The sequence below is a fragment of the Saccharibacillus sp. CPCC 101409 genome, assembly GCF_030518235.1.
GTDB lineage: Bacteria > Bacillota > Bacilli > Paenibacillales > Paenibacillaceae > Saccharibacillus.
On the sequence record NZ_JAULSA010000004.1, the window covers coordinates 271,220 to 283,139 of the forward strand.

11 protein-coding genes are annotated in these 11,920 nt (G+C 60.2%); all 11 read right to left on the reverse strand.

The window, feature by feature from the left end; all coding sequences use genetic code 11:
- Nucleotides 1-32: 32 nt before the first annotated feature.
- Nucleotides 33-962 (reverse strand): ABC transporter ATP-binding protein, encoded by a 930-nt coding sequence (locus QWJ34_RS11535; protein WP_302727858.1) that lies wholly within the window; start codon nt 960-962, stop codon nt 33-35.
- Entirely contained in the window at nt 959-1,975 is a 1,017-nt protein-coding gene (locus tag QWJ34_RS11540; RefSeq protein ID WP_302727860.1) for an ABC transporter ATP-binding protein, read from the reverse strand. Before QWJ34_RS11540 ends, QWJ34_RS11535 begins: the two co-directional genes overlap by 4 nt.
- A 51-nt stretch (nt 1,976-2,026) precedes the next feature.
- The gene (locus QWJ34_RS11545) at nt 2,027-2,872 is read right to left on the reverse strand and encodes an ABC transporter permease (RefSeq protein ID WP_302727862.1); all 846 of its coding nucleotides are present in this window, start codon (nt 2,870-2,872) and stop codon (nt 2,027-2,029) included.
- A gap of 7 nt (nt 2,873-2,879) precedes the next feature.
- A complete protein-coding gene (locus tag QWJ34_RS11550) occupies nt 2,880-3,830 on the reverse strand; it encodes an ABC transporter permease (RefSeq protein WP_302727863.1) in 951 nt (316 codons plus the stop codon).
- 56 nt (nt 3,831-3,886) lie between these two features.
- The gene (locus QWJ34_RS11555) at nt 3,887-5,491 is read right to left on the reverse strand and encodes an ABC transporter substrate-binding protein (RefSeq protein ID WP_302727864.1); all 1,605 of its coding nucleotides are present in this window, start codon (nt 5,489-5,491) and stop codon (nt 3,887-3,889) included.
- Between the two features lie 284 nt (nt 5,492-5,775).
- The gene (locus tag QWJ34_RS11560; RefSeq protein ID WP_302727866.1) at nt 5,776-6,219 is read right to left on the reverse strand and encodes a DUF488 domain-containing protein; all 444 of its coding nucleotides are present in this window, start codon (nt 6,217-6,219) and stop codon (nt 5,776-5,778) included.
- A gap of 169 nt (nt 6,220-6,388) precedes the next feature.
- Nucleotides 6,389-7,360 carry an SDR family NAD(P)-dependent oxidoreductase gene (locus tag QWJ34_RS11565; protein WP_302727868.1) on the reverse strand — a complete coding sequence of 324 codons (972 nt, stop codon included), beginning with the start codon at nt 7,358-7,360 and terminating at the stop codon, nt 6,389-6,391.
- Nucleotides 7,361-7,632: 272 nt separating this feature from the next.
- Complete coding sequence (gene mdcH, locus QWJ34_RS11570; RefSeq protein ID WP_302727870.1) at nt 7,633-8,559, reverse strand: malonate decarboxylase subunit epsilon; 927 nt, start codon at nt 8,557-8,559, stop codon at nt 7,633-7,635.
- Nucleotides 8,560-9,208: 649 nt separating this feature from the next.
- Nucleotides 9,209-9,874 carry a malonate decarboxylase holo-ACP synthase gene (locus QWJ34_RS11575; protein ID WP_302727872.1) on the reverse strand — a complete coding sequence of 222 codons (666 nt, stop codon included), beginning with the start codon at nt 9,872-9,874 and terminating at the stop codon, nt 9,209-9,211.
- Nucleotides 9,862-11,628, reverse strand: a complete 1,767-nt coding sequence (locus tag QWJ34_RS11580) for a biotin-independent malonate decarboxylase subunit beta (RefSeq protein WP_302727874.1) — start codon at nt 11,626-11,628, stop codon at nt 9,862-9,864. The genes QWJ34_RS11575 and QWJ34_RS11580 overlap by 13 nt, the downstream gene beginning before the upstream one ends.
- Nucleotides 11,618-11,917 (reverse strand): malonate decarboxylase subunit delta, encoded by a 300-nt coding sequence (locus QWJ34_RS11585; RefSeq protein WP_302727876.1) that lies wholly within the window; start codon nt 11,915-11,917, stop codon nt 11,618-11,620. Before QWJ34_RS11585 ends, QWJ34_RS11580 begins: the two co-directional genes overlap by 11 nt.
- Nucleotides 11,918-11,920 lie beyond the last annotated feature (3 nt).

Genomic DNA, 11,920 nt, shown 5'->3' on the forward strand with positions numbered 1-11,920 from the left:
ATTTCTTATAAAAAGAAGCGGACCCGAACGGCCTAAATCCGGTCCCGGCGCGCGGATACAAAATGCTCCGGCGCAATTTCGATCCATTCTTCCCGCTCCCCGCATTCTTCGGACTCGCTGTAGATTGGCGGCATGCCCTGCCGTACTTTCGGATCGGGCACCGGGATCGCGGCCAACAGCGCCCGAGTATACGGATGCGCCGGATTGCGATACAATTCCTCGCTCGGCGCTACCTCGACCAGCCGGCCTTTGTACATGACGCCGATCCGGTCCGAAATATGGCGCACCATCGACAGGTCGTGCGCGATAAACAGGTATGTCAGGCCGAATTCGGCCTGAAAGTCTTCCAGCATATTCACGACCTGCGCCTGAACCGACACATCCAGCGCCGACAGCGGTTCATCGCACAGAATAAACTCCGGATTGACCGACAATGCTCGCGCAATCCCGATCCGTTGACGCTGCCCGCCGCTGAATTCGTGCGGATACCGCTCGGCATGCGCGGCTTTCAACCCGACGCGTTCGAGAAAATCGAGCGTACGTTCGCGGATCTCGGTCCGGCTTCCGAAGCGGTGAATCTCCATCGGCTCGCTGATAATCTGAAGCACGTTCATGCCCGGATTCAGCGAAGAATACGGATCCTGGAAAATAGCCTGCATCCGTTGGCGAAAAGGTTTGAGCTGACGTTCGCTCATACGCGCCACGTCGACACCGCCGAATTCGATGCTTCCTTCCGTCACGTCGTGCAAACGCACAATACTGCGCCCGGTGGTCGATTTGCCACAGCCGGATTCGCCCACCAGCCCAAACGTTTCGCCGCGACGGATATGGAAACTGACATCGTCCACCGCTTTTACCACGCTTTTTCTTTGATCTCCCCGGATCGGAAAATACTTTTTCAATCCGCGCACGTTCAGCAGGACTTCGCGATTGTCTGCCGTCTCCCCGATGTTTCCGTTCATACTCTCGCCCCTTTCTCCGGCACGGCGGATGCTTCCGTCTGCCGGGAGTTATCCAGCAGCCAGCACAGCGCCCTGTGCCCGAGCTCGGTTTCCGTATAATGCGGCATCTGCGCGCAGACTTCCATCGCGTGCGGACAGCGTTCGCGGAACGGACAGCCCGGCGGCGGATCGGCCAGATTCGGCGGCGTGCCTTCGATCGCCGTCAGACGCTGTTTGCCTTCTTCTGTGCCCGGTCTGGGAATCGAGCGCAGCAGCCCCTGCGTATAAGGATGCCGGGGCGCGGCAAAGATCCGTTCGACGGGCCCTTCTTCCATAATCAGGCCGCCGTACATGACCACAACGCGCGAGCAGATCTGGGCCACCACGCCCAGATCGTGCGTAATCATGAGTACGGCCGTGCGCGTGCTGTCTTTAAGCTCGCGGATTAAGTGCAGAATCTGCGCCTGTACAGTCACATCCAGCGCCGTAGTCGGCTCGTCCGCAATCAGCAGCTGCGGTTTGCAGGACAGTGCCATTGCGATCATGACGCGCTGCCGCATCCCGCCGCTGAATTCGTGCGGGTACTGGTCGATGCGCGTTTCCGGCGACGGAATGCCGACCTGACGCAGCAGTTCGATCGCGGTTTTACGCGCTTCTTCCTTTCCTAATTTCCGGTGCCGCCGGATGACTTCCGTCATCTGCCGACCTACCCTGACGACGGGATTCAGCGAGGTCATCGGGTCCTGGAATATCATCGAGATCCGATTGCCCCGAATGCCGCGCAGCTCTTTTTCCGTTTTGCCGAGCAGATCTTCCCCATCGAATTCGATCTTTCCTGCCGCGATCCGTCCCGGCGGCTGGATCAGCCGGATCAAAGAGCGCGCGGTCACGCTTTTGCCGCTTCCGGATTCGCCGACCAGACCCACAACCTCGCCGGCTCGAACCGAGAAGCTGACGCCGCGCACCGCCTGTACCGTTCCTTCGCCGGTTTCAAACACCGTACGCAAATTTTCGACGTTCAATAAGTCCGTCATGCTGGTTCACCTCGATTTGTTTCTTGTGCTTACGATAGATACGCATTCGCGTCAGCGCTTGTTCGCTTTGGGTTCGAAAGCCGCGCGGAACACGTCGCCCAGAAAGTTGAACGACAAAACGGTCAGTAGAATAAACAGTCCCGGGAAAACGGCCATATAAGGCGCATCGACGATAAAGCCCTGTGCGTCGTTGAGCATACTGCCCCAGGACGAATTCGGCTGCTTGACCCCAAGTCCGAGAAAGCTGAGCGAAGATTCCATCAGTATCGCGGACGCGATATTGATCGTGGCCGATACAATGATGGTCGGCATCACGTTCGGAATAATATGCTTGGCGATAATGCGCGAAGGGGCTTGCCCGGAAACGCGCGCGTACAGCACATACTCACGCTGTTTGATCGACATGGCTTCCGCCCGGACGATTCGCGCGATATTCATCCAGCTCAACGCTCCTATAATCAGAATGATCGTCCCGATCCCCGGCTTGAGATAAGCGTTCAAGATCAGCATCAGGAAAAAGGAAGGAATCGACATCAGCACATCGACGATCCGCATCAGCACGTTGTCCACCCAGCCGCCAAAGTAGCCGCTCGCCGTGCCGACGATCGTCCCGACGCACACGGCAATCGCCATCGACAGAAAGCCGACGGCCAGCGATACCCTTCCGCCGTACAGCGCACGGGCCAGATAATCCCGCCCGTAATCGTCGGTGCCGAACCAGTGCTGCGCGCTCGGAGGTTGAAGTCTCTCCATCACGACGATCAGGTTCGGATCGTGCGGCACGAGAAAAGCAAACAGCGACACCAGCACGAACACCGTTAATATGACCAGGGCGGCAACGCCCGTTTTTTGCTGTCGAAACTGCGAGCGCAGATGGCGCAAACGCATCGTATTCATTGTTTATTCACCCCGTCGTCTTGATTCTGGGATCTACCGCGCCGTAGAGAATATCGGCGGCCAGATTGCCGATAACAAGCAAAATGGAAGAGATCATGGTAATGCCCATAATAACCGGATAGTCCAAACCGTGGACCGCCGTAATGCCCAGCGATCCCATGCCCGGCCACGAGAATACCGACTCCGTGATAAACGCGCCGGCAATCAGCTCGGGCAGGGACATACCGAGAATGGTAACGACGGGAAGAATCACGTTTTTGAACACATGGCGCAGCAGCACCGTGCCGGTCGAAGCTCCGTAAGCATACTGAATTTGAACGTAATCCTCTTCCAGCTGGCTGATCGTATTGGAACGGATATAACGCATATAGACCGAAACGTTGATAAAGGTCAAAACCGTACACGGCAGGATGCCGTGCTTGAGAATATCCCAGATCGAGTCCACGCCGATCGTGCGCATCCCCATGCTCGGCAGCCAGTGAAACTCGACCGCAAACAGGTAGATCAGCATCATCGAGAACCAGAAGCTCGGAATCGAGATCCCGATATACGACAGCAGGCTGAGAATGCGGTCGGGAATACTGTTTTGCTTGGCGCCGGCCAGCATGCTCAGAGGAAGAGCGAACAGAAGCGAAAGCAGCAAAGATGCGCCCATCAGGCCGAACGTAGCCGGAATGCGCTCCAAAATCATTGTGGAGACCGGGCGATGGCTGACCAGCGAGTATCCCAGATCGCCTGTAAGCACGTTTTTGAACCAGGCGAAATACTGGACATAAGCCGGTTGATCCAGGCCCATGCTCTGCCGGATTCTAGCCACGTCGTCCGCGCCCATATCGGGCGTGACGAAAGACAGAACCGGATCTCCCGGCGCCAGCTTGATAAGACTGAACGAAACGATTGAAATCACGAACAGAAGCGGAATCGCTTGTACGATTCGCCGGATGATATAATTGTTCAAGTGGGTACCTCCGAATGAACGCCGGCCTCGCGGCCGGCGTTATTGGTTTACGGCTATTATTTTTTATACAGCTTCGACAGATCTGCGAGCATAACGACCGGCTTCGGCTGCGCTTCTTCCACGCCGCCGTACGTGTTGTCGATCGCCACGATCGCTTTGGTGTAAGCGATCGGATATACCGTCATCTCGTCGGCGACCTTCTGTTGAATCTGCTTATACAGCTCCTCTCGCTTGGCGGTATCGATCTCGACCGCTCCCTTGCTCCAAAGAGCGTCGAAGTCGGCATCCTTATAGTGTGAGTAGTTGTAGGCCGCGTCGCTCAGGAACAGCGATTTGTAAGCATCGGGTTCGGCTCCCATGATATAACCGCCGAACGACAATTCGAAGTCTTTGTTGTTCATGTCCAGCGTCTTGTTGCCGTACGCCGTGCCATCCATAGGCAGCAGTTCGATCTCGATGCCTACTTCTTTCAGCTTCTGCTGAATATAGAGCGCCTGGCTGGTCTGCGGCTTATTCGTATTGGTGTAAGCCAGACGCAGCTTCAATCCGCTTACGCCCGCGTCGGCCAGCAGCTGCTTGGCTTTCTCGGCATTGTAATCGTACGTCTGCACGTCGTCCGTGTGGTACAGCGTATCCGGCGTCAGGATCGAAGCCGCCGGCTCCGCAAAGTCTCCGGACGAATACGAAGCGGTAATCAGCTCGTTCTTGTCGAGCGCGTACGCGATTGCCTGGCGCACTTCTTTCTTTTGCATCGACGGAACGTTCAGGTTGAACACCATATACTGCAAGCGGCCTTCCGGATAGATTTCCAGGTTGAACTTGCCGGTCTGCTCCAAACGGTTGTAGTCCTGCGTGTCCACCATTCTCATTTGAATTTCGCCGTTCTCGAGCGCCAGATTGGCCGCGTTGGGGTCTTTGGCGATCCGGTAGGTTACGCTGTCCAGATGAGCTTTGCCGGCAAAATAATCGTCGAAGCGTTCCAGCGTCACGTATTCGCCTGCGCGGTACTCTTTAAACTTGAACGGTCCCGAGCCGATCGGGTTGTTGTTTTTTTCGCTTTTCTCGATATCTTTTTCGCCTTCGAACACGTGCTTCGGAATCGGGGACAGCCCCGCCAGTCCGCCTTCGAACGCCGCCGAAACTTCCGGCAGTACAAACTGAACGGTCAGGTCGTCCACTTTAGTAACTTTGACCGGCTTGCCGTCGAGCACGAACTGGTCGCGCGAAGAACTGTGCTGATTCTCATCCAGAATGCTGTCCATCGTAAACACGACATCGTCGGCCGTGATCGGCTGCCCGTCGTGCCATTTCAGCCCGTCTTTAAGCTTGAGCGTATAGGTCAGGTGATCGTCGGAGAAGCTGTCGCTGTCCGCCAGCACATACTCTTTCTTGCCGTCCGTAATCGTAAACAGCGGCGCGTACAACGATTGGTCGATCGTCAGCGTTACGCGGTCGCCGGCATAGATCGGGTTGAGCACTTTCGGATCGTCCTGAACGGCGATGATGATGCTCCCGCCGTCTTTCGGCTGTCCTTCATCGGCTGCCGCCGAGCTTTCGGCGGGTTTGGTTGTTTCAGCCGTATTTCCGCCTCCGCCGCACGCGCTCGCCAGTACGGCCGTAGCGGCCAGAACGAGCGACAGAAGTAAATTTTTGGATTTCATTTCGTGGTTCCCCCTAAGCGGTTACTTTTTGTATGACAATAGAAATATGATATAGCAAGCAGATTCATAAAAGCAAGACTTTTTTCCGAGTTTGCTCATAGGAATTATAAGTTTTTTTGTTCCGAATTTTTAAATTATACTCATTATATGTATATAATTCTATAAAAAGATTTTAAAGGAACGGGGACGAACGAAGCGAATTCCGATGGATTTTTTTCAATCCGTCCCGGTAGACTAACGCTTCCCGATTAGGAAAAACCCAATCGTCAGCGGCGCGGCCCCGCTCAAAACAGATCGATTTGCTCCACCGTCACCGGATTCAGTTCTTCGGCCCGGACGCCGTACTCCGCGAAAAATTCCCCGACCAACCGGCGGTGGCAGTAGCGGTGGTCTTTGCAGAAGCAGATCAAAACGGCATCTTGCCCCCGCAGCAGCCTTTTGTATACGTCCCGCAAAGCTTTCAGCTTCTCTTCGCTCTCCAATTCCCGCCGGAAGCGCCGCTCGTACTCGGACCACCAGCTTTTGTACGGGCGGTCTTTCCACTCGTCGAGATACGTATGGAACAGGTCCGGCGAAGGAGACAGCGCGCGGAGGGGTTCGACGTTCGAAATCTCCGCGCCCGCTCGCGTAATCAGCAGCCGGTCGGCCTGCGTATTCAGCTTTTTCAGTCCCGGCAGGTTCGAAGTGTACAGCCTGCCGGTCGGTTCGGGCGCTGCCGGATTCGTCAAGACGCTTCTCCTCCTTTTCGATGATGGGCTGCCGCGCAATCGCCGCTTTGCTTTTATATATCCCTTATCAAAAAGAACCTTCGCTCTCCGTTTACGCGGAGTTTCGAAGATTCTTCGACTCGACAAACAAAAACCTGCTCTTAACGCCGGACTCGAACCCTTACGGCGGTTACGCTCCGCTCGTTCCGGTCAGGCGCTCCGACAGTTCCCACAGCCGCTTCGCTTCTTCGGGATCGACCGCGTAATCTTTGACGCCGACGCGCGGGCCGTCTTCCGGCGCGGGCTCGGCGATATCGCAGTCCTCGCAGTACACGCCGCCTTTGCCGGCCAACTGCGGAGAGGTCGCCGCCCAGACCTGGGTCGCCGCGCCCTGCTCCGGCGTTTTGAAGCCCGGATTGATGCCGTTGCCTTCTTCGTCGACCCACTTCAGCTCCACCATTTCTTCCCGGCTGAGATGGCGCTGGAGCGGAGTGAGGATACCGCCCGGATGCGCGGCGAAAGCGCGAACGCCCTGCTCCGCGCCGCGCCGGTCCAGCTCTACCGCGAACAGCGAATTGGCCGTTTTGGACTGGCCGTAAGCTTCGAACTTGCGGTAATTGCCTTCGAAGTTCAGATTGTCCCAACGGATTGGCGAAAAATGATGGCCCGTCGACGAAGTCGCGACCACGCGCGCGCCTTCGCCCGCAGTCAGCAGCGGCCACAGCCGGTTGATCAGCGCGAAATGCCCCAGGTGGTTGGTCGCGAATTGCAGCTCCCAGCCCGGACCGACGCGCGTTTCCGGGCTGGCCATCACGCCGGCGTTCAAGATCGCCAGATCGATACTGGCGCCGCGCTCCAGCATCTTCTCCGCAAAGTCTTTGACGCTGCCTAAATCGGACAGGTCGAGCCGCCCCACCTCAACGTTTGCGATACCGGACAGCGCTTCTTCGGCCGCTTCCGGACGCCGGGCCGGCACGATCACGCGCGCGCCGGCATTGACAAGCGCTTTGGTCGTTTCCAGACCGAGACCGGAATAGCCGCCCGTGACAAGAGCCAGTTTGCCGGACAGGTCGATGCCCGCGAGCACCTGCGCCGCCGTGCTTCGGAGGCCGAAGCCGGAATCGATCTTGTGCTGCGGGGTTCTGCGATAAGCTTGTTCCATTCTGATTCGCTCCTTTGCGATTGGCATTCTACCGGCCGAAGGCCGTTTTACTTATTGTAAAGGAACGGAGCTTCGCCGCCAAATCGCGGAAAGTTTCCGCGCTCGGCCGCGCGGGCCGAGACAAGCGCAGCAAGCACAAAAAGAACCTTCGTCAACCGCGTTCGCCGCGGCGTTGAAGGTTCTTCGTTACGGAGCGGCGCAATTCCGGCCGCACAGCCCAATCGGCATCGGCACAGGCGCTTGAGCGCCGGCCGCGCCCGACGGCGGCAACGTTATGCCCGGCGTTCCCGCTCCCGGCGAGCCAGCAGCGCCGCGTTGTCCGTCCGGGTAACCGACAGCGCTTCGGCTCTGGCGTCCGGGAACGCGGCGCGGGCCAGCCCGGTCAGCGCCTGGCCCGGCGGCATCTCCAGGAAAAGACGCGCGCCCAGTTCGTAGAACAGCGTGACGACTTCGTGCCAGCGTACGGTATGCGCGATATTCCGCGCCAGATCTTCGCGCACGAGCGCGGCGGTGCGCAGCGCGCGGCCTTTGTAATTGCCGGCGTAAGGCACGGACGGATCGCGGACTTCGACGGAATCGAGCGCTTCTTCCAGCGCCTGCGCCGCCGGGCGGAGCAGCTCGCAGTGCGAAGGCACGCTCATATTCAGCCGAGAAGCGCGGTTCGCGCCTTTGGCTTTGCAGGCTTCGAGCACGGCATCCAGAGCCGTCAGCTCTCCGGCCAGCGCGATCTGGGTCGGCGCGTTCAGGTTCGCGATATAGACCGGCAGCTTCGCCGCGGACAGCACGGCTTCCACCTGCCGGCGGACGAGCCCGGTGACCACGCCCATGCCGTAGCCGGACGGATAAGCGGACCGCATCCGCCGGCCGCGCAGCCGGACCAGCCGCAGCGCGTCGGCGAAGTCCAGCGAGCCGCACGATACGGCCGCGGCGAAAGCGCCGGCGGAATGGCCGCCGACGAAGTCCGGCCGCGCTCCCTCGGCTTCCAGCAGCCGGGAAACGGCGACGCCCGCCGTACACAGGCAGATCTGGACATTGTCCGTCGTGCGCAGCGCTTCGGCGGTCTCGAATTCGTGGATATCGCGGCCGAGCGTATCGCTCGCTTCCTCCAGCGTCCGCTCCACCTCGCGATGCTCCGGCAGCTCGCGCAGCATCCCTTCGCGCTGCCCGCCCTGGCCGGGAAATAAGAACATAACGCCCATGGCGATTTCTCCTTTCTTTTGCGGTTCGGAAGTAAGTTTATCGAATTAACGCCCGATCTACTCTACGTTATCGGATCAAGTCGCGTTCGAGTCAAATCATTCGAGCCGTTCGAATCAAGTGATTCAAACCATTCAAGTCAAGTCATGTAAGCCGTTTAAATTAAGTAATTCGGATCGTCCAAGTCAAATAAAGTGCTGTTACGACGTGCTCGGGATTGAACCGGTCGGCCCGTGTTAATAACCGGAAAATAAGCATGCGTGCGCGTATGCGCGTACTCAGGCTGCCGAGAAAGCCGGATAGGGTTTCCAACGGAAAATAGCGGCACAGGTACACTTATTTGGGGCGAAAAGCTTCGATTTCTGCAAATAGCGACGCAGGTGCAGCTATTCGGGAGCCAAAGGCCGAATCGAAGCGAAAAAGCTCGAAATAGTTGTATGAGCGCCGTTATTTTCTCGAAAACGTAAGATTAAGCCTGAATAAGGCGCTATACGCAGCTATTTTACATTCGTCCTGCCGCTCGCTTTAGTTCTCCGGCCTTTCCCCCCATCTTTCCTTCCAATCGAACTTACCTATTATATTTACATCTATATTTACATCCAATCGTTTCCCGACAATCCGCGTGCGCGTATGCGCGTACTCGCTTACTATTCAGGCTTCCCACGGATCGGCCGTCAGCTTCGGCCCCTGCGCGGTCTTGAGCAGTACGCTGCCGCCGCGCGCATATTCCGCCAGCGCGAAGCCGCCGCGCGGCGACAGCCCCTGCACGTCCAAACGCGAGTCTTCCGCTCCCCGGCCCGGCACGTCCAGAATCCGCCGGGCTTCTTCGGGCGCGATGCGCCCGCTTAGCAGCACGACGACGTCGAGGTCGCTGGACGGCCGGCAGACCGGGGTTCCGGTCGCCAGCTCGAAGCCCGCGCCGCCGGCGGGCCCCCAGACCAGCCCAAGCCGATCCCAATGATCGGCCGCCGCGTCCAGCGCGCGCAGCGCCGCGATCTCGCCGAGCCGCGGCAGACCGCGCCATACGCGCCGCTCCGCCAGCTCGTACGGCGTGACGCGTCCGGCCGTCTGCTCCGGCCGGACCCGGGCGGCCAGCCGCTCGCGGCGAGCTTCGCCGCGAATGCCGACCGCAAGGCCCCCCGGCGCCGCGCAGCCGCGCCGGACCACCACCCACGGCGCGCGCTCCAATGCGCGCCGCGCCCAGCCCGGCAGGGGAGCTCCCGCTTCCGCTTCCGGGAGCTCCCCTGCGCGCAGCCGCAGCAGATCGTGCGGCTGCGCGTCCAGCGGCGCCCGGCCCGCGCCGCTCAGCCCTTCCATTGGTCCGCCAGACGCCGGCGGACTTCGATCGAAGCGGCGCGCCCCGCGCCCGCCGCTTCCGAAGCCAGCCGCGAGCTCAGGTCTCGCGGACCTTTGCGGGCGTCTTCGATCGCCGCTTTGACGCTGCGCGTTACCGCGGCGAGATCTTCCGCGCCGGGGCTGCCGGCATCGATGCCCGGCAGCAGCTCGTGCAGCGCGCCCAGCCTGGCGAACGAGCGCACGTCGTAAGCCGCGCCCGGCACTTTCTCCGCCGCTTCGTTGAGCTGCTCGATCGTGCGGCGCGTAATCCGCGCCGCGGACGGCTTGGACATGACCTGCACGGTCACGTCGTCGTCTTCGAACGCGATCAGGCGGCTTGCCTGCATGCCGTGCGCGAGGAAAGCGCCGGAGATCGCGTTTCCGACGATCAGCGCCACGACCGGATGCCCGGCCAGCCGGGCCGAAGCGTAAGCGTCGACGGCCGCCGCGCAGGCCAGATGAATGCCCATCAGTTCTTCGCGGTAGCCGTAAGCCTGGCTCGGCACGTCGACGATCGCGACGATCGCGCGCTTGCGGTCGGAGTCTTTGTCGTCTTCGACAGCTTCGCGCACAACCTGCGCGACGGCCCAGCCTTCGTCCAGGCCGACTTCGCCGCGGACCGCCCGTTCGAAGCGGTTGGCCGGGTTCGGCACGACCGAAACGAAGCGCGCCGCTTCGCCGTCCAGTTCGCCGTCGGCGCACAAGACCGACGGAACGCCGCCGGCCGCCGGCGAATCTTCCCGGCCGCTCAGCCGCTCGAACCAGATGCGGCCTCGCGTGCGCGCAGTTTGCGCGCTCTGCGGCGCTTCGTCCTGTTCCCGCCGATCCTGCCGGGATTCCGGCCGCTCCGGCGGCGATTGCTCATTCCGCTCCGGCGATCCTTCCGACGCCCGGCGGAACAACTCGCGAAACTCTTCCGGCGTCAAACGCGCCCGTGGATCGACCGCCGCCAGCAGGCCGCGATAGAATTCGACGCGAGCGCTGCGGTTCTCCGCCGGCGCGCCGGCTTCGAAAGCGGAGCGGATCGCCTGCGCGATCTCCGGAATATCGTCTTCGGCCAGAACATCGGCAAAGCCCGCCGCGACGCGCTGCGCGCCGCCGGTCAGCGACCAGATGAGCGGTTTGTCCGCCGCATCCAATTCGGCGATGCCCGCTTCCTGCTCGATGACTTCCGATCCGTTCAGCTGCAGCCGGCCCTGACGGGTCATAATCAGACGGCTCGACAGTCCCGCCGCGCAGATGGACATGCCGCCGTAGCAGCCGATCATGCCCGAGATCACGCTCACGACCGGCACATGCGGACGCAGCGCCACGATCGCGGCCCCGATCTCCGCGATCGCCAGCAGCCCGTAATTGCCTTCCTGCAGCCGAACGCCGCCGGTTTCCAGCAGCAGCACCGGCCGGGTCGGAATCCCGTTTTCCCGGTCGCGCAGCGTCAGCTCCAGCGCGCCCGCGATCTTGGCGCCGCCTACTTCGCCGATGCCGCCGCCCTGGAATTTGCTTTCCAGCGAGATCACAATCGCCGGTTCCCCGTCGATCGCGCCGCGGGCGACAATCACCCCGTCGTCGCTCTGCGGCACGATGCCCTGCAGCGGCAGATGCGGCGATTCCATCCGGTCGAACGGCCCGACCAGTTCCCGGAACGTGCCGGCGTCCAGCACGGCGCGGGCGCGCTCGCGGCCGCTCAATTCGATATAGCTCCGCCGCGCCGCTTGAATTTCCGGATCAGTTGTCATGTTCGAGAACCTCCATCGCCTGTGCCAGACGCAAATTGACGACTCCCGGCGTCGCGCCGAAATCGTTGATTTCAAGTTTGACCGCTATCGGATACCGCGCGAAAAAACGATCGAACACGGCTTTCCAAATATCTTCGAATCCGTTTGCGGTCGTGCGGATCTTCACGCTGGCCGATCGATTCTCCGACGGTTCCAGCAGCAGTTCCAGATCGCCCGAAGCCGCGACGCCGATATGCGCGCTGTTCGTAAGCGAGCGCTCGGCCGCATATTCATACATGATCGTTTCCAAAAC

Excerpts from the sequence above, each read along its gene's own strand:
- QWJ34_RS11535 (WP_302727858.1), bottom strand. The coding sequence starts at position 962 with ATGAACGGAAACATCGGGGAGACGGCAGACAATCGCGAAGTCCTGCTG.
- QWJ34_RS11580 (WP_302727874.1), bottom strand. The coding sequence starts at position 11,628 with ATGACAACTGATCCGGAAATTCAAGCGGCGCGGCGGAGCTATATCGAA.
- QWJ34_RS11540 (WP_302727860.1), bottom strand. The coding sequence starts at position 1,975 with ATGACGGACTTATTGAACGTCGAAAATTTGCGTACGGTGTTTGAAACC.
- QWJ34_RS11555 (WP_302727864.1), bottom strand. The coding sequence starts at position 5,491 with ATGAAATCCAAAAATTTACTTCTGTCGCTCGTTCTGGCCGCTACGGCC.
- QWJ34_RS11575 (WP_302727872.1), bottom strand. The coding sequence starts at position 9,874 with ATGGAAGGGCTGAGCGGCGCGGGCCGGGCGCCGCTGGACGCGCAGCCG.
- QWJ34_RS11545 (WP_302727862.1), bottom strand. The coding sequence starts at position 2,872 with ATGAATACGATGCGTTTGCGCCATCTGCGCTCGCAGTTTCGACAGCAA.
- mdcH (WP_302727870.1), bottom strand. The coding sequence starts at position 8,559 with ATGGGCGTTATGTTCTTATTTCCCGGCCAGGGCGGGCAGCGCGAAGGG.
- QWJ34_RS11565 (WP_302727868.1), bottom strand. The coding sequence starts at position 7,360 with ATGGAACAAGCTTATCGCAGAACCCCGCAGCACAAGATCGATTCCGGC.